The organism is Kribbella sp. NPDC059898, from assembly GCF_042730855.1.
GTDB lineage: Bacteria > Actinomycetota > Actinomycetes > Propionibacteriales > Kribbellaceae > Kribbella.
Genome location: NZ_JBHWKR010000013.1, coordinates 1 through 21,350, shown reverse-complemented (window position 1 = coordinate 21,350; position 21,350 = coordinate 1). Strand labels below are relative to the sequence as shown.

Here is a 21,350-nt window from a genome sequence, read left to right as displayed (position 1 = left end):
ATGGAAGCCGAACTGGCGGATGAGCTCCGCGATCCCGACCATGACAATCACCTCGATCGACTCTTGACGCCTCCCGAGGCCGCGCGTGCGCACGCCCTCAAGGGCGAACGCGATCAAGCGACAGCGATCTGGCGGGAGTTGGCCGCCGAAGGAGGGAGCGCCGGCAACGACGCTGCAGCGGACTACATCGACCACGTTCTCCGGCACTGGTACGGCGACGTCGAATGGAGCGCGCTGGAAAACACCAAAGCAAAGATCGGCGAGTCCGTGCTGACCGTCATGTGGACGGGTCTGCTGCTGGAGAGGCAAGGGATGCTGACCGAGGCCCTCGCCGTGTACTCAGAGGTCATCGACCAAATGACCCAGGCGGAGGTCAAGTCGTCGAGGTGGGCCGTATTGATGGCGACGGGCCGACGCAGGGTGAAGTGGGCGATGGGACTCGAGCTCAGCGGACTCGACCTGCTGGGTGAGGCCGGAGAAGTCGAGGCTGTCGACAAGTACTTCAACTTGCTCGACCTGCTGCGCCAACCTCGCATCGCGCACGGCTGGGTGGTGGCCTGGAGCCGGGACGAACTGATCATGGCCCGCGAACAGTGGCCCAGGCGTGTAACCGCGGCAAGCGTTGAGGCGTACTACCAGCAGTTCGAGAGTGCGCTCCGCAGTTGCGACGAGCGCGTGATGATCGAGCTGTGGACGTTCGGAACGTTCGGGAAATGCGTCGAGGCGGCGGAGCAGTTGCTCGCCGTGTCCGCGGCGGGCGAACCGACGCATGGAGCTACCCGGCGCGACCGGGTCGGCGTTGCCTGGCCGCCGGGCCGCAACCAGCCCTGCTGGTGTGGGTCCGAACGAAAGTACAAGAGGTGTTGCGGCACAGGCAGACCTCAGGAGTCGCGGGAGGCGTGGGGGCCTGCGGGTCTGCGGGCTGGGGCGGAGGTTGCGGTCGGTAGGGTGTGACGCATGGCGGATGAGGAGTTTCGGGTTGAGGTTGTGTTGGGGGACGAGGGGCACAGGCTCACGTTCTGGGATCGGTTGCGGGCGCTGGATCTGGATGATGACGCGCAGAAGCGGCTTGGGAGTCAGGTGACGGTTACCCGGGACGGTGACCGGATGCTGATGTACACGCATTCGCTCGAGGACGCGCAGGAGGCGGAGCGGACCGCCAAGGAACTGGTGGCGGCCGAGCGGCTGGAGGCCACGTCCACCATTACGCACTGGAACGCTGCCGAGCAGGAGTGGACGGACCCGAGTGTGCCGGTCGGGGCGCATGACGCGGCCGGGGACGCGGCGAAGAACGCGGGGATGGAGGTTCCGGATCCGCGGTACGTCGTGTTGCAGGCGTACAAGCCGGAGTTCCTGCGCGACCTCGGGCTCTAAAGACCCAGGGCGCTGAAGCGGGTGGTGAGGTCGTCGATCCAGTCTGGTGGGGTGCGGCGGTCTGCCAGTGAGGTGCCGGCTTCGCTGCGCCACAGGACGTCGCCGAGGGCTGTTCGGAGGTGCCAGGCCATCATCCGGTCGGTCGCCAGCCGGTAGCCGGTGAGTTCGCGGTAGTGGTGCATGGTCGCGGTCACCAGCTCGACGCCCGGGCCCGTCCCGGGGAACGCGCGGAGGTCGTACTCCGGTTCGGCGAGGCCCGCCGTCTCGAAGTCGACGATCGCGTGGAGCCGGCCGCCGTCCCAGACCTGGTTGCCGCCGTGCAGATCGGCGTGCGTCAGGACGTACGGGCGCGGCGTGCCCAGTACCTGGTCCGCCCAGTCGCACCACCGCAGTACCGACGGGAGCTGCTCGGGGCGGATCCACTTCCCGATCCGAGCACGCAGCGTGTCGGTGGTGGCCGGCTGGAGCGCGGCCGGTGGGACCTCGCCCAGCCGCTCCCCCGCCCGGTGCAGCTGGCCGAGGAAGTGCGCGAGTTGACGGCCCGCCTCGTCCCGGTCGATGGCGTCGACGACCTCGAACAACGACGTACCGGGCACAAGTTCGGTCACCAGCAGGAGCGGATCGGTGCTGCTCGCAACGACCTTCGGGAGGTACGGGACGACCGGTTCGCGGGACAGTGCGTCGAGTACGGCGACCTCGTGCGCCAGGCGGAGCGCCGCGGGGCGGGACCAGGCGAACTTGGCGACGTACCGCCCGCCGAGGACGGCACTCGACGACCACCACAGGGGCTCGTCCTTGTTCACGAGTTCGCGAGTGACGATCGGGAGGTCGCCCAGCTGCGGTGCCACCTGCCGTACGAGGTCGGCGATCGCTGCGGGCGAGTATTCGTCGAGCCACTTCACCGGCCTAGTCTGACAGGCATGGATGTCACGCTGAGGCCTGTCGTGGAAGACGATCTGCCCCTGTTCCAGCGGTTCGCGGTCGAGCCCGGCCTGATCGGGCTGGACTGGAACGGGTACCGGGACCCGCAGGCGCCGGTACGCCGGTTCGCCGAGGACGGGTTCCTCGGCAAGGAGGACGGGCGGCTGATCGTCCGGACGGGCTCCGAGACGGCGGGGTTCGTCAGCTGGCATTCCGGGTCGTTCGACGGGCGTACGTCGTACTGGGAGATCGGGATCGCGCTGCTGCCGGAGTACCGCGGGCGTGGGATCGGATGGCGGGCGCAGGCGACGTTGACGGCGTACCTGTTCGAGCACACGTCGGTGCAGCGCATCCAGGCGGCGACGCATCCGGAGAACATCGCCGAGCAGAAGTCCTTGGAGAAGGCGGGTTTCCGGCTCGAAGGGGTGATCCGCGGGTGCGAGTTCCGGGCCGGGAAGCTCCGTGACGGGTACCTGTACAGCCGGTTGCGCGACGATCCGGAGCCCGTGCTCGGCAACGGTTCGGTGACGGGAACCGCTTAGCACACGGTGATGGCACCGTTCGCGGATTAGTCTCGGCGGGTCGCTGCACGCTTACCGGGCGTGGTTCTGCGACGCTGAAAAGTGCTGAGGAGAGGGGAATCCGTGTCTCGTCGCCGTGGTCTGGTCGCCGCTGCCGTCGTTCTGTCGTTCGCCCTGACCGGCTGCGCGGACGTCGCCGCGAGCGAGACGTCGCCCTCGCCTTCGCTCACACAAGCAACCCCGAGCAGCAGTAAGCCGACGGTCACGCCGACGGCGAAGCCGACCGTCAAGCCCACGGTGAAGCCGACGCCGAAGGTGAAGCAGAAGCCGGCGTACTACGCGCTCCGGGTCGAACAGCAGCTCGACAAACTCGGGTACCCGGTCGGCGACATCGACGGCGACATCACCGTCCGCGCCAAGCAGGCGCTCTGCGCGTGGCGCGAGACCCACGGGATGCCGGTCAGCCGCCGCGGCCTGACGCTCGACGACGCGTACTCCGTCCTGAACGCGACCAGCCGCCCGGCACCGACCCGCGAGCCCGGGATCTACGTCAACAAGACCTGCCAGATCCTGTACCAAATCGTTGGCAAGACCTACAAGCGGATCGTCTGGATCTCGACCGGCGGCCCCGGGTACGAGACACCGAACCGCACCGGCAAGGTGTGGCGCAAGTGGGCCGGAGCGCACGAGAGCAGCCTGTACCCGGACGCGTACATGTACGACTCGCTGTACTTCCTGAAGGACCGCCCCGGCATCGCGCTGCACGGTTCGCGCGTCAACTCCCTCGTCAAGCCGTACCCCGACAGCCACCGCTGCGTCCGCGTCCTCCGCCCGGAGATCCACCAAATCTTCGAGGACACCCCAATAGGCACCAAGGTCCAGATCTACGGCGAGTACTAGAACTGCTTCGACACAGCTCTGACCTGCAGGTTTATCCCTCATCCGCGCGCACCAGTGATGGACCTTTGTCAGCGTCCCACGGAGCAGTGACGGAGCAGCGCAGGTCGCCACGCAGTTAGCTCAGCCGGCTTGACATGGGTCGGCGTCTGTCCGCATCGGCGCTGCAACAGTCGTTTTGCGCCGCCGATGCGGCCTGCAGTTCACCTTCACCAAGTCGTCGACCGCGCTCCGCGACAAGCTCGAGACCTCGTAGCTGCGCAGTCTGGAGACGATCACCTGTGCAGCCCCGCGCACTGTTGACCGACGTGACGGCGACAAAATGTGCCATGTGCGAGTTCGACTTGGGCCAATCCCACGATCCATAGAACCTCAGTGCCTCTGGCCCGCAGGTTCCCCGGCAACCGCTGAGCGCCGCGTCAGCCTGTGGAGTACCTTCCCGGCGACCATCCGCGGCCAAACCGCCCGACCAACCTGCTGTGCAGCCGCTGACACTGAGGCTGGCCGCAGCACGATCCCAACGCAGAGTCGAGACTCCCCTGCGCGCTGCCATACGGTGCGGCCGTTGCCGCCTAGCTGCCTTCGGGACCGAGTCCGTGTTCTGCAAGGCGATCACGATGGAACTTGTCGGGATCCGTAAACTTTCGTGACTTCTCACGTCATAGAAGACGGCTGCTCGTTCGCGCTGCCAAGGTCCGACAGGCAACGCCGGTTACGGATCGTGGCTTGCTTGCCCGGCTCGACCTCGGTCTCGCTCACCGCTACAGGAACGGGGGGACCGCCGCTGACCCTCAATCAGGATGGTCGTCAACTGCTGCACCAGACAGCCAGTGAGGCGTTGATCGTTGTGCGCAGGTACGCCTGAGTCGACGCCAGGACGTCGAGTTGCTGCTCCGACGCCATACTCTGAGAGAGGCCGGGCTGGACGATGATCATCTCCACACGTCTCCGAAGCACGGCGGCCATGTCCTGGATCTCGAACAGTTTGCGTAGGTCTCCGGCCTCGAACGGACTGACTCCGGTGCGCGCCTGCTTCTTCCGCCCTCGGTCCACGAGAGTGCGAAAGAACGGCCGGAGGTCGTTACGGCGCCATCTGACCGACTTCTGTGCCTGTCCGCAGACCTCGTAGACATCTGCGACCCGGGCACCTGGAGCCTTGTCGTGAGAGAACTTGCAGTGCACGAGAAGTACCACGAGTTCGTCACCATCGATGCGCAGAGCGACAACATCCGCGATCTCGCCCGTACCGTCATCGTCTATGACGACATCCCAAGGAGGCGTCGCGGCCAGCAGGTCCTGAATCGCGCGATATTGGATCGAGTGCTTGAACTTGTCCTTCGTCTGCGACTCGACAGTCAGGTCAGTTCCGCTACCTGACCAGTCGACGACGTGGAGCTGTCCCCGATCAAATGGGGCGCCGCCGGCCTTGGGCCGGTACAGCAGGTCGTCCTCGATCAGCCTGTCGTCGTCGAGCAGGAACACGAGTCCGTTGGCTTGAAGCCAAACGCTGAGCGGCACCTCGGACCGGGCTCGGACCACCATCACTTCGTTGGCACCGAGGCAGCGGTAAACCAGGTGACCGGTGGCATCGACCGATGCCTCGTATCGGACCGACCACGACCCTGACCGAACCTCAAACTGGAAGGGTCCGGTGGTCGAGCTGGTGTCCGGAACAAGGTCTGTGTAGGCAGCTTCATGCGTCTTGCCGTCGAACGCTAGACGAACTGTCTCAGCCTGCTGCAGCTGGATCATCCAAGGCCACTCGAGCGCGAGAAGCACGCCGGGCGGCCTGTCTTTCAGACGTTCCGGGAGGATGAACTGGTTGATGACCTGCTCGATGCTGATCGTGTCGTCGAGGAGTTTGTCTCCGATCTCGTCGCACCATTCGCGCCAGTCCTTGAGGCTCGTAGCTGTCGCATGGGACCAGATACGCCCCTTCAAGGACGCGCTGATGTTCACATGCTCGCCCTGACGGAAGCCCCCGCCCGAGATGTTCGTCTGTGCCTTCGTCCCTGCTTCCGCCTCGGAGAAGCTCGCCGTGACGTCGGACCCGACGTGCATCGAGAACCTCCGGAACTGGTCGTGGATGTCGATCACACCGACGTTGGTCGGAACGAGCCGATCGATGTCGGCCATCACGCGATAGACCGTGGAGCCGGTGAAACGCTCCGCGCCGGCCCCGAGAACCGACTCGGCGAGGTCTTCGAAGACTCCGTCATTCGCGGAGTTGTTGATGTACAAGAGTCTTCGATCACGGTCGAAATAGAGGACGAACAGCTCGTAGGTGACCTCCTGGATCGTCTTGACGTTGCCCCACCGGACTGTTCCGCGGTTCTCGACGACGCACCAGGCGACGCCCGCCGCCAGATTGAGCCCGATCGGAAGCGTGAACAGGTTCTCCTGGCCGAAGTGGTCGAGAATGCGATGGGGTTCCCATTCATGGCGGGGGGCCTTATAGACGACTGTACTCATCTTCGGCAGGAGACTCCGAAGGTCGATCTCTTCCGGAAGACTCGTGAACCTTCCTCGAAGTCGCTTGCGTCCTGCTGCTCTTGCACAGCTGCCTGTGATAGGTCACGGAGGATCAGGTTCCAGTCCGCGTCCTCCGCGTACAACTCTCGAAGACGGCGGTCGACTTCGAGCTCAGTTCGAGCGACGAAGGCCGAGGCAGTCCCGTAGGCGGCGTTGGTCGACGTACGGGCGAACCGGCCGACGAACTGGAGTGTCACACCGAGGCTCTTCTGCGGATCATGAATTGCGGCGACCTTGAGCGCTGGGAGGTCGAAGCCCTCGCCGAGCATATTGACGCAGACAATGATCTTCGAATCGCGAGCTCGCAGAGCGGTGAGGGCCGCGTCCTGATCGCGCTGCCCCATCCTGCTGTCGATTGTGATCGGACGCAGGTCGGGGGCTAAGGCCCGATAGTGTTCGAGCACCTCCTTGCTCCGCGAGATACTCCGGACTCGGGCCATAAGAACGTGGTCATACCCCTTGGCCAAATCGGCGCGCAGCCTCGCCACACTCTGCTCGGAAACGGCCCGATCGACGTCGGCGAAGTCGATGACCGATGTATACGCGATCTCGGAAAAGTAGCCCTGCGCCTGGGCCTCGCGCAGAGGAAAGGCGTAGATCATCCGACCGGCCAGAGGGCGGCCGTCTTCGCGGAACGGGGTCGCTGTGAACTGCACGACCTCCTTGTCCTCGAAGGCCGCTCGAACCTCAGCCCACGAAGTCGCCGCGACGTGATGAGCCTCGTCGATAAACAAGTGTGAGCAGCTCCCGAGAAGAACTGCGCGGGCTTTCTCTTCGCAATGGCGCAGCGCGTTCGGCGTCACCAGGACAACATTGCAGGCTTCCGCGAAGCTGCGCGCCTCAGTTGCGGTTCGGAAGCCGTGTCTAAGGCGTCCGACGACCGGCCGGTGGGCCGTGTTGCGCACGATCCCCAACTCCTGCAGCACACCCAACGTCGCGAACTTCGCGGCTACCTGCTCGCGCAGGGCATCCGATGGGACCAGCACCATCAGTCGCGGGAGCCGGGCAGCGACAAGCAGCGCCACCATGGTCTCGGTCTTCCCGGTGCCAGTCGGCATCACCACCGTCGCCGGCGTCCGCCGATTGGTCGTCCAGTAGCCCAGGACGGCATGCACAGCACCCAGTTGCGGCGTACGCAGTCCCGGCTCGCCCCGGCCGGCGTCGACCAGCCCGATTGCTCCTCGATAGCTGTCCAGAACTTCGTCGACCGGCAACCGGCCGATGTCGCGTGGTCGGTTCCATCCGGCTGGCTTGAATTCGTCACCCGGTTCCGGTGTTCCTTGGACCTTCAGCCAAAGAGCGTCCGCACCTAAGGGTTGGCCGGCCGTCGCGGCCGGCCAAGTGCCGAAGTTGTTCGACACAGTCAGTTGGCCCACGACTCCCGACAGCGTGGTAAACCGGCCAGCGGGTACGACCAAGTGTTGCACAGGGTTGTTCTCGAAATTCTCGGGCCGTGCCCAGACATTCCCAGAGAGCCAACCGGGCCCATTGCCAGGGCTAGCGGAACTCGACACAGAGCCTAGAATCTCACATCGCCTCACCAACTGCGAATGATTGCTCGGCCTTAGGATTGAGTCCCTCGGTCGGAATCTGTCGGTGGCTGTTGGCAGACTTCAGACATGATTGAGATGGTCTCGTCAGTCGCGAGCGCAGTGACGAACCGCGCCAGCGGAATGGTCACGCGATCCAGCCAGGTGCTGATGAAGTCAAGCGTTACATGGCTGGCCGTAGTTTCGCTGTCGCAACGCCGCCAACCCGGAAGGGTGCTCCAGGCGGCGGTCGACTGGGCAGGCATCCATTGGGCCGTTCAATCGATAACGACATGGCTGCACGACAGGAGGACCGCGACCGAAGTTGTCGGGATTCTCTTTACCTTCGTTGCGGTTTCCGGTATAAGGCTCGGCGCAGCCAGTTGGCAGTCCACTCGTGGACCGCTGGGTTTGACAATCGGGATTCTCTTGCTCCTGGAGAGCAACTCTTCTCCACTGATGCTGACTGCGGCTCTATTCTCCGGGCCACTCCTGGCCGTGATCCGTGAGCGATCCGTCGACAGCGGACTGGTCGTAGTGATCTCGCCGCTGCTTGCCCTCTCGGCTCCGCTCGGCGTCTTGGCCGAACTCTTCGGCTTCAGGGAGCGCTTGTTGGAGGACATAGAGCGCTTGAGGGTACGAAACACGAGCATGCCATCCGGCTCGTCCGGCCGGAGCGAGCCTCAGCACAATCCTGACAGAATTCATCCTCCTGAGATCCGTCCGTACGACGCCCTCAAATGGCGCACACCTGATGCCGTCGCCCAGTTGCGCCCCGGCCCCGAGGAATTCTCAAAGGCCATTAAGGACCGACCACGCAGGCCGGCCGCCAAACAGTAACCCCTCCCCAAGACACTTCGCTCAGTTGCTGTGACCGCAGCGATGTCGCAGGCCTACGTAGCACTCGCCCCGGCGCGCGGATTCGTCTCAGTGGCTCCAAGGGAAGAAGTCAGCCGGACGGACGTGTACTAGCCGACGTTCGGGACGATTCAGGGGGACGCTTGTCGTGCGGTGCCCAAGTGGATCCATCACTGTCAGCGTGACTGCCGGCTTCCGCTGGAGGTTGCAGGTGACAGGTACGCGCCCAACCGCCGCTCCGGGAAGTCGAGATACCAGTCGGCGAGTTCGATCTGCGGCAATCCCAGGAGCATGTTGATCGGCTGGGTGAGCTGAGCGTTGAGATCGGATAGATCAACGACGCCACATTGCTGCTCCGGGAAGCCCAGGTCCCCCACGGCGTAGCTGGCCATCTGGCCACGAACGCCGGTCACCGAAGCGCCGGTGACGTCGGTTCCGTGGTCCTCGGCCTGGAGGATTGTGATGGCCTCGGGGTGTCTCTCGGCCCATGTCCGATCAACGATCGTGATGCCCGCCCCGGTGTCCCAGACCGCGCGAACCGCAGTGTCGCCCCACCGCAGCTCAACACCGGGGGCATCGCTGGAACCCCAAGTGCCCCAGGTGGCCAGATCGACAGGATCATCGACAGGGTCGATCTCAACGCCTCCGTTGCTGAACTGGAAGTCACAGCGATGATGCTGGAAAACATCTCTGCCCAACAACGGTGGATGAGGCCGCTCTGCATCCTGGATATCGACAACCATATCGGTCTGCCTGATCGGGCCCGCCGACAAGCCTCCGAGAGTCGCTCGCTGATTAGGCCCCGCCGCACCAGAAAGGCCGCGCCCTGAAGAGACGTGATCCACAAGGAGCGTGGTCCCGTTGGCTCGCTGTGGGATGGCTGACCGGAACGTGCCGGTATCGAGCAGCATTCGCAACGAAACGGTGCCAGCGACTGCATCAATCCACGCCTGACGCGCCCGCGCGTCGTTCGGGTCAGGGACGACCGTGATCGGTAACCACGCCATGACAGCGAAGTCTTGCACGCATACGGGCCGCACCGATCTACCTGCATGCATGCACAGACCTAGCCTCTGGGCCCGTGAGCTCGCCCGCGTCGACAACACCCTAGGTAACGGCATACGGTGATCGCCGCTACCCCCGGAAGCGACTTCGTCCTCTACATGATGGACATCTCCACCCGCACGAACATCTGTTCGAAAATAGGTTAACCTCGAGACATGCTTGGTCGGTTCACGGTTCGCCCGTCCGACGACGGATCCAACAGGATCGACCCCAGCCAGCCGGTGGAGCGGGCCACCTGGTCCACCGGCGAACTGGAGGTCTGGATCCGGCACAACGGCGAATGGCTCGGCAAGTTCCGCGACAAGAACGGCGAACTCGCCTGGGTCCCCGGCTAGGACCTCCGCCCGCTCTAGCCCTCACACACCGAGGCCGGGAGGTTCTGCGTAAATCGGTGGGATGTCGTTGTCGGAGATCGGCTGGTACCAGCGCGCGGGTGACTTCTTCGCCGCGCGCGGTGTGCTGCCGATGTCCAGACCGTACGGTCTGTGCTGGTCGTCGGTGCCGGCGATCCGGCGACCGGCGCTGGCGGCATCGGCGAGGTGTGTCGCTACGTCTGCCACGGCGGACAGGAGTTCATCGAAGCATGAGATCTGAGTGGCGCGTACCCAGTACGGCTGCGGATGTCGCAGCCGCCATACCGATGGCCGATGGTTGAACTCCGGATCCCGGACCGCGGCCGCGGGTTTCGGAACGTACAGCCGTCCGGCACCGACCACCCACTGCGTCGACTCTTCCTGCACGACGGCGACGCGATGGGCCGCGTGCACGAGCTCGTCGAGTGCCTGACGGGCTTGGTCCGCGACCGTGAGACTTGTGATGACGTCAGGGAACGGCTTGAGTTTGTCGCCATCGCGGAGCCAGCCCTGCAAAGCATCCAGGAGGTACAGGAACACCGGCTCGACAGGGCTGTCGGTACGTCCCGTGTCGTCTGACATTCTCGAACGCCAGGCTTGGGTTACTCGAGTCTCTGCCGCAGCAACCTCGCGGAGGCTGCTGACCAGCGGCCGAAGGTCGGCAGACGGCGCGGCTTTGGCGGCGTGCAGAAGCCTCGCCATGTGGGCGAGGTAGCCGGCGACAGTCCGCAGTTGGGCGCTGGTGGATCGGAAGTCCCGAGTCAGCAGCTCGCCTGGCGATGTCGCCTCGTGCGCACGTTGCCAGGCCGCGGCCATGCGACTGATCCTCGTGGGTTCGTCCTCGCCGTGCTTCGGCAGTCGCGTCACCAAGCGCCCCAAGGGGCCGATGTCCTGTCCTCCTCGCTCACGCAGGAACTCCAGCTCGGCCATGACCGCCACCACATGCTTGTACACCTCCCGATCGCTAGCGTCGATCTCGTTCCCTCGCAGGGCGAGGCGAGTCAATGCTGCACGAGCGCCCATTGCCGCGATGCTCGCAACCTCCGACCGCGCACCGACGAGCCCCTTCTGCTCCTCCAGAATGATCGCCGTGTTGCTGTTCTGCGAAGCAAGGAGATCGGCGGCCGCGCCGATCGACTCCCCCAGCCGGAACAAAGGACCCTCCCCCGGACCATCGTCCCGGACGCCGAAATCCGCCGTCGACAGCTCAACCCGCAGCCATCGCAGATGGTTCCGCGTTGCCGACAGGGTCGCCTGCCAGCCGCCGACCAAGTCCGACAGGTCGTTGTCGGCCGAGTTGTACGCCTCAACCGCTCGCCGACGCGCGACTCGGAGCAACTCGTCATACGTCGCACGCACCGCACACCATCCACACCTCGGCCGGCACGGGCCGGAACGCTTCAGCCCGTGACGAGCGCCAAAGCAGGTGCTCGTCGGCGCTCGCCACAGCTTCGCCGGACAGCGCTGCATGGTCAGCAGCGGGATCGGCGCTGTCGGGCAGATTCGATTCGATGCGCAGCATCTCGGTCAGGCGGTGGCCGGTGAAGGCTGGAATAGTCCAGCGGGCGGGGTCCTCCCGCTGGCGGTGGGCGCCGCCTGTTTCCGCATGCACGACCAGGCCGACAACTGACGCGTACGTCTCGACTGTCCTCATCTCAGATCCCTTCGCGTTGTCACAGGACCGGAGATCAACGTTCGGACCGAGTCGACTTGGAACAGCGAGATGCGACGGCAATCCTCGCTACAGCTCAGGCCCATGACCTGGCGCCTCCGATGCGGGCCCGTCCTGCCTGCGGGGCCTCCGCTGTTTTGGTCGGCGGTAGTCAGACAAGGGACGCGTTACCAGCAAGGCGTCGTGGAGGGCCTGCTGAGCGGTCTGGTCGTCGTGAGGAGGACCATCCGGGAACATGCTCGGAAGCTCGACCGCCCATATCCGCGGGAAGAACCGGTTCAGATCGTCAAGGAACCCCGTTGCCGCGCGCTGTGCAGCCGCAGCGTGGGGGACGGCGACGATGGCGGTGTCAGCTGAGGTGTAGCGGGCGAGAAGAGCGGCTTGCTGAACAGACAGGAGCGTGTCGCACAACGGGATGCCGGCCCACCTGCCGATACTCAAGCGGCTGATACGTTCGACGGCCAGCGCATCGACTGGATGGTTGACCAACACTGGCACTGCACCCTCCGACAGGAGGTCAAGTTGCTCCGCAACACCGACAAGCGCGTTGGAGCGCCGGTACACCTGGCTTGCTGGTGAGGCCATGTAGTACGGGGCCGTCGTTGTCCGCATTCCTATGAAGCCGACGGTCTCCAGCCGTTCGTTGCGAGCCGGCAGTATCAGATGGTCACGCAACCGGTCGATCGTTCGATCGTCCGGATCGAGAAGCCCTAGTCCCGCGTTCCGCACGCTGGCCAGGTCGAAGCCTCTCGAACGCAAGCTGTCCACCAGCCGTGAACGCGAGTCGGGAGCGTATCCGATCGCCCAGCTTGATCCGGGATCCAGTACCTCGCCAACTCCGGCGTCGGTCAGGTAGGTCCTCGCCCAGCTCTTCTTTGCCCGCAGCAACTCCCGGCGATAGAACATTGCGGCTGCTCGGTTGACGTCGAGCAGCCGCCTCCGCTCGGCGATCGTCGGTGTGGAGTTCGGGTCGCGCGGCCGTGGTTCATCCGGCAGATTGCGTGGCACAACCTCGAGACTCGTCGCGCGGCCTCCATGCCGGAACCTGGCGTCAGAGATCCAGGACTATTCGAAGGACAGCAACGGAACGTCGAAGAGGTTGGGCTGTCGTACACGGGAGAAGGTCGGATCAGTCACCTCGACGAGATACATCTCGGTCAGGAACTGGATCTTGGCTCCGAGCAGGTGGCTGGTGTGACCAGTCGCAGACTGAGCTTTCAGCCCGACCGAGACATGGATGTGCGGCAGGACCTGCCCCGACTCCTTGTCGTAGGCGAGTGTGCCGCCACCGATCGCCTCGACGTTCTCGAGGTGTACTGAACTCCACACCGGTGCGTCCGGATTCGCCAGCTTCTCGCAGGTACCGACGAGCTGGACGTCGTGCATGCCGGCGATGAACATAGGGATGAACCCCTGCCGCACGCCGTACTCCGCGCAGAACTCGGCCAACGCTGGATAGAAGTCGTCACCGTGGTCGAAATGGACCGCGAAGGTCCGGCCCATCCTCAGTTCAGCGGCATGCAAGTTCTGCTCCTTCGAGAGTGTCGATGTAGGCAACGTACCGAATCGCAGTGTTCAGACCACGCGTCGACAGCAGCCGGCTCCGCGGGTTCGCGAGATCGTCTACGCCCGACGTCGCTAGCTCTGCGCACCGACGTCGAAACCAGGACCAGGACACGTTGAGGTAGTCGGCAACCGCCTCCATGCGCAGCCGGCCGTCCGGCGCCGCAGCCAACGACGCCTCCGACACCTCGCCGACGACGTCACGAAACACCGCGCGGCGCGACGCCGGCGCGCTCGCGTCGACGTACCAGAGCCCGGAGCCGCCCAGCCAGTTCGCCACGATCGCGTCGCCGCCGAGCGCGAATCCCTCGACAGCCGCATGCTCCGGCTCCGGGCTCAGCAGCACCGTGATGCCGAAGGCCTCCATCAGCGCGATCGCAAGCAGGAGCAGTACCCGTTCGTACGGAGGAGAGTCCGCAACATCGGCTTCTGAGATCCGGAAGCCGCGGCGCATCCCCGGGTACCAACGCGAAGTACGACGGAGATACTCGAACTTGTGCCGCCACAACAACCAGGACGCCGCCTCCTCGCCCCGGCTCTCCCGGGTCCAGAAGAACGGCTCACCGGACAACCGATCCAGGTTGCGAGTGATGTGGCGAGCACAGAATCTGGAGCCCAACCACTGGCCCCCGACCGGGTTCAGCGTCGGTACCTCGGTCAGCGGTACGTCGGATCTGTGCCGGCGCTCGTAGTGAGCCAGGCGCGCCTGGCTCATCGCGAGATGCGCGTCATCGGCCAGGAGCGCGACATCCGTATTCGTGGCTGCCCAGATGATGCCGACCGTCAGATCGTCAAGGACCATCGCCGAGGAGATGGGCTGGGGACCGGTGCGACGTCCGGCGCGGTCGACGAATCGCCGCCCGTCCGAGACATAGTGCCGATGCTCATCGTCGACAACCAAGACAAGGGATCGGCGGTCCGGCCGGTTCAGCACGGCTTCCGCACCGGGGTCGACCATCAGCCAGCCCTGCCCCGGAAACGTCGCCTCGCAGTAGTGCGCTGCGACATCCACACCGGCGTACGAACGGCCGGCGGGCAGCCTCAGTACACCAGAACCCTGAGGGGACATGTGGCCGGCCAGGAGATCGAGAGCAGAGATCGGTTCGGCTGCCACTGGCACGCTGATTCGTCGCTTGAAGAAGAAGCCGAGTTATGCGGGATCAGATTTCTGCAGCACGCGACACAGCGCCTGCCGCACCTCGGCGGACGGCCACGTGTACCAGCCGCGCTCCCAGTCGGAGATGGACTTCGCGGTGACGAGGATCTCCTCGCCCGTGGAATGAAAGATCTCTGCACTAACCAGGTCGGCAAGTTGGCCCTGCGTCATCGAACCGCGGGCCTCGCGGAGCAGAACGTTCGGGCGCCTCTCACCCTTCTTCATGCCAGAAAGCATGGACGCGGCGGCGCGGACAGCGTCACCGCATGGTGAGACATCTCCAGGATGTCCTGGATCCGCTCGAAATGTCCTCAAATGTCTTAGGTTAGATCCTGTGCCTAACGAACGACTGCGAGCAGCGATGGTGGAGCAAGGGCTGACCCATCATGCACTCGCAGAGGAGCTGGAAGTCAATGTCAAGTCCGTCGAGCGCTGGGTCACGGGCGATATCCTCCCGTTCCCACGCAACCGCCATCGCCTGGCGATGCGACTCGGCCGAGACGAGTCGTACCTGTGGCCGGATGCCCTGACACGCGATCGTGCCGCAGCGCTGTCCGAGAGTGAGCTCGTCCGAGTCTATCCGCACCGCGCCGACGTCCCAGCCGACGAGTGGCGTCAACTGTTCGAGTCCGCCGGCGCCGAGATCGGCATCCTCGTCTACGCAGGCTTGTTTCTCGCCGAGGACAGCGGTCTTCAACGAACTCTCCGGAAGAAGGCGAAGACTGGCGCCCGCGTACGGATTCTCCTGGGCGACCCGGCCGACGAACGAGTTGCAGATCGTGCTGAGGAGGAAGGCATCGGCGACGCGCTGGCCGCCAAGATCCGCAACGCGCTGGTGCTGTACCGCGGGCTCATAGGCACACCCGGGATCGAGTTCAGACTCCACCGCACCGTGCTCTACAACTCGATCTACCGCGCAGACGATCGGTTGTTCGTCAACACCCACGTGTACGGCCTACCAGCAGCGCAGGCACCGCTGTGGCACCTCCGTAGGATCCCCGGCGGTGAACTTGCGCAGCACTATCTGCAGAGCTTCGAACGTGTGTGGGACGATGCAATCCCGACGACGGAGACGTGATGGCCAAGCGGATCGACTACTACGACGATCCCGACGCACCGGCCGCGAACAGCATGGTCCCGTCGGTGAACGTCGTCATCGAGAACGACGCCGGCGAGATCCTGATGATCGAACGCTCCGACAACGGCAACTGGGCACTGCCCGGCGGAGCGATCGATCTCGGTGAGTCCATGTCACAGGCCGGCGTACGCGAGACCAGAGAAGAGACTGGCATCGACTGCGAGATCCTCGACGTCCTCGGCATCTACACCGATCCCAAACACATCATTCTCTACACCAGCAACGGCGAAGCCCGGCAAGAGTTCTCGATTCTGCTTCGCGCCCGCGCGACCGGTGGCACGCCGACGCCGAGCAGCGAAAGCACCCGGGTCCGATGGATCCCACAATCCGAACTCAACGACCTCCTGATGAACCCGACCATGCGCCGCCGCATCGACCACTACCTCGAGCCCGGAGCAACGCTCTACTTCGACTAGCTAGATGCGGACCGACCGGGAATAGGCGCTGCCATAGCCACAACGGTGGGTGCTGTCCGCCACCGCTAGCCTCATTCGCCGGGCACCCGCACCGGGTCGGACTGCTGCTGCGCTGGACATGCCGGGTGCAATGCCTCCAGGAGCCACGGCGGTATGTCGACGTCGGACACCACCGGCGCATTCCGCAAGACGCGGGTCTTGTCCTCGACCTTCGGACCTCCGCCCGGACCGATCGAAGAACCCATCACCACAATCGGCCGCGGCCGCCGATCAACCGGGAACCCGTCCCACAACGCAAGGGCGTCATCAGGCTGCAGCATCCTCGCCGTCCAAGAGTCACACCAGCCGCCTGAACGACCCGGTTACGAGAACGGCTAAGCGGACAGGCGTTGCTGAACGTCCACCACTGCCGAAAGCAGCTCCGGGCTTGAACGAACGACCGAGCGGTGTACCACATGCTCGCGTGGGTATCGAGCCAGGATCTCCGTGAGCCGCTCCTCGACGCTCACCGGCTGGCCGTTCACGTCCGCGGTCAAGTCGCAATAGGTCAACGCATGAAGCAGAGCCGGCTCAGGTGCGGCGAACTCCCGCCCAAGGGCGTCGATCCCCCGCTCCTCCGCCTCGACCGCAGCGCCCGAGTGTTGCGCGACGAGCTCGCACAGCGCTACGTCGGCGCCGACCACGTCGCGCAGATAGCGCGCACCGTCCAGCGGATGGAATCCAGTCGAGCTCAAGGTCGACGAGTAGCCGATGTCGTGCAGGTAGGCAGCGACCTCGATGAGTTCGGACCGATCGCCAAGGATGGGCGCCAGGGTCCGAGCGCGGTCGGCTACACCCTGGGTGTGTGCCCAGCGCCGGGGCAGCTCGTCAGCTAGCAGCCGGCAGGCCAGCGACTTCGCTTCCGCAACAGTCATCATCTGCCAGACAATACGACGCGCACCGCAGCTTTGTCAGGTCATGGCCCGCGCCCAGACGGCTTCGAAGCTAGCGACGTACGAGTCGAACATCTCGCTCGCATCCGAATGACGGTAGTGGTACACCGGCGACTGCGCCGCCGGAATCCCGTACGCATGCTGATTGACCAAGAGCTCGTCATCCGACCGGTACATCGAGTTGTACAGCACTGTGTCGTGCAGCCTGAGTTCGACGCCTTCGCACTGTAGAAGCGGCTCAAGGAGAGCAAGTGAATTCCGGATCTTCGCCGACATCGCCTCGCCGATCTCCTCCTCCACGCCGCGTTCGACGACGTTCATACCCTCTGGTGCACCGAGGGCGATCCTGATCCGGACGGTGTCGCTCTTCTGACGCAGGAGCCGCACGATGCGAGCGTCTTCGGCGAGGAACAGCGCACTGTAGGCGAGGATCCCGATCTCCGTCTTCGCGGCTTCGAAGAACGTCAGCCAGTTCTGCGAGCTGATCGACGTACGCCGTGCGTAGACCCCGGCGATCTCCTCCGGCCGCCCATTGTCCGCACTCATAGACCGAAGCTCGGGCCAGATCGCTTCTTCGTCGACGCCGAGCACTCGAGTCAACGCCTCTCGGGTACGCCGGTGCGGCACCTGGCCACGCATCCAGTTCCGGACGGTCTTGGGATCGACGGCCAGCTCCGCGGACAGGTCCACGTCGGTGAGATTCGCTGCGTACATCGCGCGCCGAAGCACGTCGTTCACTCGGATCGCCAACCCTTACCCATGGGTAGATGTCGGTAAATGTCTGATCGGACCGTAGCACGAAACGTCCGCAAATGTCCGTGGACACGGTTCTCCTGTCCAGTCCGGAACCGGGAGTCTTGAGACACACAAGATCACCCAAGGAGAGGGGGCAGGATGCGCCGCGGGGAGCTGTACAGATATCGCGATCCATCAGGGGTCAGCGGAACCGGCGTCGTCGCGCTGGTGGTCGAGTTCCCGCCGAACGAGGACGGCCATCAGTGGGTGGTCGCCAAGTGGCTCGGACCGAATCCGTGCTTGACGTTCTGGCCCGGCATCGCGGAGCTCTTGGAAGTTCATGGTCACCTCGGCGCGTCGGAGATCCGCTGGCTCGATCCAGATCCGTTCGATCCCGACGAGGGGCCGGCGCTCACCGCCTGCGCCATCTAAGCCGGCGAGGCCGGACGTGTGAGCCTCACCTCCGCGCCGGTCGCGCCGCTCCACCCCTCGCCATGTCCGGCGAGGCCCCGGCCCTGCCGCCGTCTACCCCTGGGCGGTGGCAGGGCATCCCCTGTTCGGAGGACTCCTGTGCAGTGGAACGACCTGAAGCACGGCGACAGGGTTTACCACTTCGAGTACGGTCCCGGCACCGTTCACAGCGCGGGGCCAATCTGGCTCTTGATCACGTGGGACGAGCCGAACGACTTCGACTATCACTGCGCCGAGATCGCGCGCCACCTCACCCGCCTCGAGACGTCAGGACGGTCCTAGTGGCAGAGGACCGCGACGCATTTCACCGGGTATCCGGCTGGCTCGGCGGCTACCTGATCGTCGACTACATCGGCACGGCTGCAGCGGCGTCACTTTTCGCGGAAGTCGTACGCCGCACTTACACCACTCTGCGCGTCACGAGCGATCCGCTCGCACCTGACTATCAGAGCGATGGCCCATCTGGCACGTCGGCAGGCCGGTGACCTGTGATGTCGTAGTACGGCGCCCGTCCAGTCCTGGACTCGCCCGTCTCGACCGTGACCGACTTCTGGTTGACTCGGGCAATCTTTCGCCATTGCCCCGAGATGCGAACATAGTCGCCCGGGTGGACAGTTTGTGGGGTATGGGCAGGTGCACCTGCCGACATCTGGTCGCTCACCTCGTGCCAGCGGCGCAGTTCCTCGGTGAGATCGGTACGCCGAAGCAACATGCGGATCGACCACAGCTCAGACATAGCCGAGCCCTCTGCACCCAACTCAAGCTTCCGGAAGTGACCGTCGAGCTGACGGTCTAGCTTCCGCAGCGTCGTCTCCAGACGTTCGATCTGACGTCCGACCCACCTCATGGAGTACTTGGTCTCTGACCGCTCCGCGCCGTCGTCGAGCTGTACCTCGACGTCGAAGCCGGCCCGCCGAAGCTCCGTTGCGGTCGCGCCAGCAAGCGACACGTTCATTTCCCCGGGCAGGCGCCATGCCTCCAGGTCAGGCGACCAATGCCAGCTGGCGCCGAAGATCGCCGCCGATGCGTCGTTCTGCGCCACTCCCCTGGCTACAGTGCCGTTGTCTGCCGTGTGGGTGATCTCGATCATCGTTCAGTCCCACCTCTCGTCGAGGATCTCGTCGCTCAGTTCGACGAACCACGAGATGACGTCGCTCGCCTGGTATCGCAGGTGCCGGCCGACCTTCTTGCCTCGCGGCCCGTAACCGATCGTCCGCCAGCGATAGAGGGTCCGTTTCGGCACGTCCAGGTAGGCCGCAACCTGATCGATGTCCCACAGCGGATCCGGTTCAGCAGCTGGCATCGGTATCTCCCATCCGCGGCTCAGGCGGCGTATGCCGATCCCTATCGGCCTTCACAACGCGTCGAAGCTCGCGAGCAGACCAGCCGAGGATCTCTGCCGCGGCCTCCGCAGATCGACAGGTACGGACGAGCTCGGCGATCTCCGCCACCCAGGCCTCCTCGGCCGCGGCTACCCGTTCGTCGTGCCTATCGATCGCGACCGCCTTGGCCTCGACCGCGCGCTGCATGGACGCCTGTGCTTTGAGCGTTCGAGACGTCGCGGTCTCGATCCGTGCCTGCCGTTCCCGCGCGCGCCGTAGCGCGGCGACGCGCTCACTCGCTGCCATACCCGGCGCACCTCAGAACGCCGGTCCGTCGAGATCAGGAGCCAGGAACGCCGAGTCCAGCGGCCGCGCCGGCACCTGCCCGAGCGGAGCCCGGTGCTCCTTCAGATGCCTGTCCGTTGCATCGATCAACTGCCGAGCCACCTTGATGACCCGAGCGCCAGTCGCCTTGATCACGTTCGCGGGCTCGACGGGGTCGACCTCTCTCGCCCAGCTCCGGATGTAGTCGAAGGACTCCGCATCGATCCACAGGCCGTGATGCGCGAGTACGACGTACGCGACGGACTCGGCTTCCACCTCTCGAACCTCGCGACACATCCCGTCTCCAACCTGTGGTGAGTGCATCCGGACATGTCCAAGTTCGTGCGCCAGACGCGCGACCGCACGGAACTCGTCGAGGTGGTCCGCGACCACCACTCGCCTCGCGCGGTAGTCGGTGTAGCCCTCCGACGCATCTCCTGTTGCGCACACCTCGACGACGAACCCCTCCGAAGCGGCCTCCTTCTCCAACCCGGCCCACAGCGCTCGCGCCGTAACCGCATCGGAATGCGATGGCGTCCGCGGCAGGTAGATCGGCGGCCCGGTAGTTGCCGTCACGTCGTACACGGAACCGACCTGGAAGCCGATCACCTGCCGCTCGACCAAACCTTCGTCGCCGTACTTCCGGCCGGCGACCTTCAGCGCGTCCGCCATCGCGGTCCGCGACCGCAACGGCTTCAAGATCCGGATCGCCTGCCCCGTCCGCACCCGCCGCCCGAGCTTCTCCCACGTCTCCGCACGAGCGACCCAGCTTGCGTCCGGCATCTGCAAGTTGATCAGAACGACGTTCCCGAAGCCGTACGTCGGAAACAACGTCGCGACGTCCAGCAACCTGGCCCAGTCGGAACCCGTCCGTACCTTGCTGATCTCCGCATCGAGCGCCCGATGGAGATCCTCCGCCCGCACCTGTCCCTTGCCCACAGCAACCTCCCGGTGGATCGGTTGCAGTGCTCAACGAACAGACGCCTCAAACTCCTATCCTGGATCCCCGATCCAGGCCAACAGAGGACTTAGACCTCGCCGGCATCCCGCACCACCCGAATGTCCGCGGCCGCCGCCCGCAACGCATCCCCCAACGCGAGCCGCCAGCTCAGATCCTCGATCGCCACATCGATTTGATCCACCAACCCGACAGCCTCATCCAGCAACACCACCGGGTCCGCATCAAGATCAGCCTCCGGTCGGCCGTAGGGCATGATCTCGAGCAACTCACACAACCGATACCGACTGAACGCCGTCATCGCCCACCGCCCATCCGCAGCGGCAGCCTCAATCCCTTCAACAATCCCCTCAGCCCGAGTCACCAACTCAACCACCCGCCGCAGCACACCCTCATCACTGGACATCTGCTCGCCCACAAGCCGCTCCGTTCAGTCGTCGATTCCACAGCCCAGGACGCATGTCCCAGGCCACGGCGGCTCAACGGATACCGATGTCAGACTTTCTCGCCCGCCCAGGGGGCCCTGACCCTGGTTCTTGGACACGCCGAATCCAGCAGTTGCTGGAGTAAGCGAGATGATCCTGACCATGGCCCGCAAGAACTACTCCGAACA

Annotated in this window: 27 protein-coding genes; 9 read left to right on the top strand and 18 right to left on the bottom strand. The window is 64.7% G+C overall.

All coding sequences use genetic code 11. The features are described from left to right. Both ACFV9C_RS32785 and ACFV9C_RS32780 read left to right on the top strand, forming a co-directional pair. Window positions 1-954, top strand: coding sequence for an SEC-C domain-containing protein (locus tag ACFV9C_RS32785; protein WP_380199553.1), 954 nt, complete (start codon window positions 1-3; stop codon window positions 952-954). Window positions 955-957: 3 nt separating this feature from the next. After that, window positions 958-1,374: a hypothetical protein gene (locus ACFV9C_RS32780; RefSeq protein ID WP_380199551.1), complete on the top strand. Its 417-nt coding sequence runs from the start codon at window positions 958-960 to the stop codon at window positions 1,372-1,374. On the opposite strand, the gene ACFV9C_RS32775 is transcribed toward ACFV9C_RS32780, so the two are convergent. After that, on the bottom strand, window positions 1,371-2,276 hold the full coding sequence (locus tag ACFV9C_RS32775; RefSeq protein WP_380199549.1) for a phosphotransferase family protein: 906 nt from the start codon (window positions 2,274-2,276) through the stop codon (window positions 1,371-1,373). The two genes, ACFV9C_RS32780 and ACFV9C_RS32775, sit on opposite strands and share 4 nt — an antisense overlap. Before the next feature lie 18 nt (window positions 2,277-2,294). On the opposite strand from ACFV9C_RS32775, the gene ACFV9C_RS32770 reads away from it, so the two are divergent. Next, on the top strand, window positions 2,295-2,837 hold the full coding sequence (locus tag ACFV9C_RS32770; protein ID WP_380199547.1) for a GNAT family N-acetyltransferase: 543 nt from the start codon (window positions 2,295-2,297) through the stop codon (window positions 2,835-2,837). A 102-nt stretch (window positions 2,838-2,939) separates the two neighbouring features. Next, entirely contained in the window at window positions 2,940-3,716 is a 777-nt protein-coding gene (locus ACFV9C_RS32765) for a L,D-transpeptidase family protein (RefSeq protein WP_380199545.1), read from the top strand. Between the two features lie 804 nt (window positions 3,717-4,520). Here ACFV9C_RS32765 and ACFV9C_RS32760 read toward each other — a convergent pair. Beyond that, entirely contained in the window at window positions 4,521-6,185 is a 1,665-nt protein-coding gene (locus ACFV9C_RS32760; protein ID WP_380199543.1) for a hypothetical protein, read from the bottom strand. Next, window positions 6,182-7,621, bottom strand: a complete 1,440-nt coding sequence (locus tag ACFV9C_RS32755) for a DEAD/DEAH box helicase (RefSeq protein ID WP_380199541.1) — start codon at window positions 7,619-7,621, stop codon at window positions 6,182-6,184. Before ACFV9C_RS32755 ends, ACFV9C_RS32760 begins: the two co-directional genes overlap by 4 nt. Window positions 7,622-7,864: 243 nt before the next feature. On the opposite strand from ACFV9C_RS32755, the gene ACFV9C_RS32750 reads away from it, so the two are divergent. Continuing rightward, window positions 7,865-8,614, top strand: a complete 750-nt coding sequence (locus tag ACFV9C_RS32750) for a hypothetical protein (RefSeq protein WP_380199539.1) — start codon at window positions 7,865-7,867, stop codon at window positions 8,612-8,614. 194 nt (window positions 8,615-8,808) lie between these two features. On the opposite strand, the gene ACFV9C_RS32745 is transcribed toward ACFV9C_RS32750, so the two are convergent. Continuing rightward, window positions 8,809-9,639 carry an aspartyl protease family protein gene (locus ACFV9C_RS32745; protein ID WP_380199537.1) on the bottom strand — a complete coding sequence of 277 codons (831 nt, stop codon included), beginning with the start codon at window positions 9,637-9,639 and terminating at the stop codon, window positions 8,809-8,811. Between the two features lie 213 nt (window positions 9,640-9,852). Between ACFV9C_RS32745 and ACFV9C_RS32740 the strand changes: the two genes are divergently transcribed. Beyond that, entirely contained in the window at window positions 9,853-10,032 is a 180-nt protein-coding gene (locus ACFV9C_RS32740) for a hypothetical protein (protein ID WP_380199535.1), read from the top strand. Window positions 10,033-10,053: 21 nt separating this feature from the next. On the opposite strand, the gene ACFV9C_RS32735 is transcribed toward ACFV9C_RS32740, so the two are convergent. The 6 genes from ACFV9C_RS32735 to ACFV9C_RS32710 all read right to left on the bottom strand — a co-directional run bounded on the left by ACFV9C_RS32735 (window position 10,054) and on the right by ACFV9C_RS32710 (window position 14,666). Continuing rightward, window positions 10,054-11,205: a hypothetical protein gene (locus tag ACFV9C_RS32735; protein WP_380199533.1), complete on the bottom strand. Its 1,152-nt coding sequence runs from the start codon at window positions 11,203-11,205 to the stop codon at window positions 10,054-10,056. Between the two features lie 187 nt (window positions 11,206-11,392). Beyond that, a complete protein-coding gene (locus ACFV9C_RS32730) occupies window positions 11,393-11,704 on the bottom strand; it encodes a hypothetical protein (RefSeq protein ID WP_380199531.1) in 312 nt (103 codons plus the stop codon). A gap of 87 nt (window positions 11,705-11,791) precedes the next feature. Then, window positions 11,792-12,730, bottom strand: coding sequence for a hypothetical protein (locus tag ACFV9C_RS32725; protein WP_380199529.1), 939 nt, complete (start codon window positions 12,728-12,730; stop codon window positions 11,792-11,794). Between the two features lie 57 nt (window positions 12,731-12,787). Then, window positions 12,788-13,246: a PPC domain-containing DNA-binding protein gene (locus ACFV9C_RS32720; RefSeq protein WP_380199527.1), complete on the bottom strand. Its 459-nt coding sequence runs from the start codon at window positions 13,244-13,246 to the stop codon at window positions 12,788-12,790. Beyond that, the gene (locus ACFV9C_RS32715) at window positions 13,233-14,297 is read right to left on the bottom strand and encodes a hypothetical protein (protein ID WP_380199525.1); all 1,065 of its coding nucleotides are present in this window, start codon (window positions 14,295-14,297) and stop codon (window positions 13,233-13,235) included. Before ACFV9C_RS32715 ends, ACFV9C_RS32720 begins: the two co-directional genes overlap by 14 nt. A gap of 138 nt (window positions 14,298-14,435) precedes the next feature. Next, window positions 14,436-14,666 carry a hypothetical protein gene (locus ACFV9C_RS32710; RefSeq protein WP_380199523.1) on the bottom strand — a complete coding sequence of 77 codons (231 nt, stop codon included), beginning with the start codon at window positions 14,664-14,666 and terminating at the stop codon, window positions 14,436-14,438. A gap of 136 nt (window positions 14,667-14,802) precedes the next feature. On the opposite strand from ACFV9C_RS32710, the gene ACFV9C_RS32705 reads away from it, so the two are divergent. Together ACFV9C_RS32705 and ACFV9C_RS32700 are read left to right on the top strand one after the other, a co-directional pair. Beyond that, on the top strand, window positions 14,803-15,519 hold the full coding sequence (locus ACFV9C_RS32705) for an XRE family transcriptional regulator (RefSeq protein WP_380199521.1): 717 nt from the start codon (window positions 14,803-14,805) through the stop codon (window positions 15,517-15,519). Then, on the top strand, window positions 15,519-15,995 hold the full coding sequence (locus tag ACFV9C_RS32700; RefSeq protein WP_380199519.1) for an NUDIX hydrolase: 477 nt from the start codon (window positions 15,519-15,521) through the stop codon (window positions 15,993-15,995). The genes ACFV9C_RS32705 and ACFV9C_RS32700 overlap by 1 nt, the downstream gene beginning before the upstream one ends. Window positions 15,996-16,066: 71 nt before the next feature. On the opposite strand, the gene ACFV9C_RS32695 is transcribed toward ACFV9C_RS32700, so the two are convergent. The 3 genes from ACFV9C_RS32695 to ACFV9C_RS32685 are packed head-to-tail and all read right to left on the bottom strand — an operon-like array spanning window position 16,067 to window position 17,665. After that, the gene (locus ACFV9C_RS32695; RefSeq protein WP_380199517.1) at window positions 16,067-16,315 is read right to left on the bottom strand and encodes a hypothetical protein; all 249 of its coding nucleotides are present in this window, start codon (window positions 16,313-16,315) and stop codon (window positions 16,067-16,069) included. A gap of 54 nt (window positions 16,316-16,369) precedes the next feature. Further along, complete coding sequence (locus ACFV9C_RS32690; RefSeq protein WP_380199515.1) at window positions 16,370-16,912, bottom strand: HD domain-containing protein; 543 nt, start codon at window positions 16,910-16,912, stop codon at window positions 16,370-16,372. A 33-nt stretch (window positions 16,913-16,945) separates the two neighbouring features. Continuing rightward, window positions 16,946-17,665: a multiprotein-bridging factor 1 family protein gene (locus ACFV9C_RS32685; RefSeq protein WP_380199513.1), complete on the bottom strand. Its 720-nt coding sequence runs from the start codon at window positions 17,663-17,665 to the stop codon at window positions 16,946-16,948. Window positions 17,666-17,821: 156 nt separating this feature from the next. On the opposite strand from ACFV9C_RS32685, the gene ACFV9C_RS32680 reads away from it, so the two are divergent. Beyond that, window positions 17,822-18,094, top strand: a complete 273-nt coding sequence (locus ACFV9C_RS32680) for a hypothetical protein (RefSeq protein ID WP_380199511.1) — start codon at window positions 17,822-17,824, stop codon at window positions 18,092-18,094. A 484-nt stretch (window positions 18,095-18,578) separates the two neighbouring features. Here the strand turns inward: ACFV9C_RS32680 and ACFV9C_RS32675 are convergent, their stop codons facing one another. From ACFV9C_RS32675 to ACFV9C_RS32655, 5 genes are all read right to left on the bottom strand, one after another. Further along, complete coding sequence (locus tag ACFV9C_RS32675) at window positions 18,579-19,223, bottom strand: hypothetical protein (RefSeq protein WP_380199509.1); 645 nt, start codon at window positions 19,221-19,223, stop codon at window positions 18,579-18,581. Between the two features lie 3 nt (window positions 19,224-19,226). Then, window positions 19,227-19,436: a helix-turn-helix transcriptional regulator gene (locus ACFV9C_RS32670; RefSeq protein ID WP_380199507.1), complete on the bottom strand. Its 210-nt coding sequence runs from the start codon at window positions 19,434-19,436 to the stop codon at window positions 19,227-19,229. Continuing rightward, the gene (locus tag ACFV9C_RS32665; protein ID WP_380199505.1) at window positions 19,423-19,761 is read right to left on the bottom strand and encodes a hypothetical protein; all 339 of its coding nucleotides are present in this window, start codon (window positions 19,759-19,761) and stop codon (window positions 19,423-19,425) included. The genes ACFV9C_RS32670 and ACFV9C_RS32665 overlap by 14 nt, the downstream gene beginning before the upstream one ends. A 12-nt stretch (window positions 19,762-19,773) precedes the next feature. Further along, on the bottom strand, window positions 19,774-20,718 hold the full coding sequence (locus tag ACFV9C_RS32660; RefSeq protein WP_380199503.1) for an ImmA/IrrE family metallo-endopeptidase: 945 nt from the start codon (window positions 20,716-20,718) through the stop codon (window positions 19,774-19,776). 89 nt (window positions 20,719-20,807) lie between these two features. Then, window positions 20,808-21,155: a hypothetical protein gene (locus ACFV9C_RS32655; protein WP_380199501.1), complete on the bottom strand. Its 348-nt coding sequence runs from the start codon at window positions 21,153-21,155 to the stop codon at window positions 20,808-20,810. Window positions 21,156-21,350 lie beyond the last annotated feature (195 nt).

Excerpts from the sequence above, each read along its gene's own strand:
- ACFV9C_RS32690 (WP_380199515.1), bottom strand. The coding sequence starts at position 16,912 with ATGATGACTGTTGCGGAAGCGAAGTCGCTGGCCTGCCGGCTGCTAGCT.
- ACFV9C_RS32785 (WP_380199553.1), top strand. The coding sequence starts at position 1 with ATGGAAGCCGAACTGGCGGATGAGCTCCGCGATCCCGACCATGACAAT.
- ACFV9C_RS32700 (WP_380199519.1), top strand. The coding sequence starts at position 15,519 with ATGGCCAAGCGGATCGACTACTACGACGATCCCGACGCACCGGCCGCG.
- ACFV9C_RS32760 (WP_380199543.1), bottom strand. The coding sequence starts at position 6,185 with ATGAGTACAGTCGTCTATAAGGCCCCCCGCCATGAATGGGAACCCCAT.
- ACFV9C_RS32740 (WP_380199535.1), top strand. The coding sequence starts at position 9,853 with ATGCTTGGTCGGTTCACGGTTCGCCCGTCCGACGACGGATCCAACAGG.
- ACFV9C_RS32665 (WP_380199505.1), bottom strand. The coding sequence starts at position 19,761 with ATGGCAGCGAGTGAGCGCGTCGCCGCGCTACGGCGCGCGCGGGAACGG.
- ACFV9C_RS32695 (WP_380199517.1), bottom strand. The coding sequence starts at position 16,315 with ATGCTGCAGCCTGATGACGCCCTTGCGTTGTGGGACGGGTTCCCGGTT.
- ACFV9C_RS32750 (WP_380199539.1), top strand. The coding sequence starts at position 7,865 with ATGATTGAGATGGTCTCGTCAGTCGCGAGCGCAGTGACGAACCGCGCC.
- ACFV9C_RS32675 (WP_380199509.1), bottom strand. The coding sequence starts at position 19,223 with ATGATCGAGATCACCCACACGGCAGACAACGGCACTGTAGCCAGGGGA.
- ACFV9C_RS32670 (WP_380199507.1), bottom strand. The coding sequence starts at position 19,436 with ATGCCAGCTGCTGAACCGGATCCGCTGTGGGACATCGATCAGGTTGCG.
- ACFV9C_RS32780 (WP_380199551.1), top strand. The coding sequence starts at position 958 with ATGGCGGATGAGGAGTTTCGGGTTGAGGTTGTGTTGGGGGACGAGGGG.
- ACFV9C_RS32680 (WP_380199511.1), top strand. The coding sequence starts at position 17,822 with ATGCGCCGCGGGGAGCTGTACAGATATCGCGATCCATCAGGGGTCAGC.
- ACFV9C_RS32730 (WP_380199531.1), bottom strand. The coding sequence starts at position 11,704 with ATGAGGACAGTCGAGACGTACGCGTCAGTTGTCGGCCTGGTCGTGCAT.
- ACFV9C_RS32745 (WP_380199537.1), bottom strand. The coding sequence starts at position 9,639 with ATGGCGTGGTTACCGATCACGGTCGTCCCTGACCCGAACGACGCGCGG.
- ACFV9C_RS32705 (WP_380199521.1), top strand. The coding sequence starts at position 14,803 with ATGGTGGAGCAAGGGCTGACCCATCATGCACTCGCAGAGGAGCTGGAA.
- ACFV9C_RS32710 (WP_380199523.1), bottom strand. The coding sequence starts at position 14,666 with ATGAAGAAGGGTGAGAGGCGCCCGAACGTTCTGCTCCGCGAGGCCCGC.
- ACFV9C_RS32770 (WP_380199547.1), top strand. The coding sequence starts at position 2,295 with ATGGATGTCACGCTGAGGCCTGTCGTGGAAGACGATCTGCCCCTGTTC.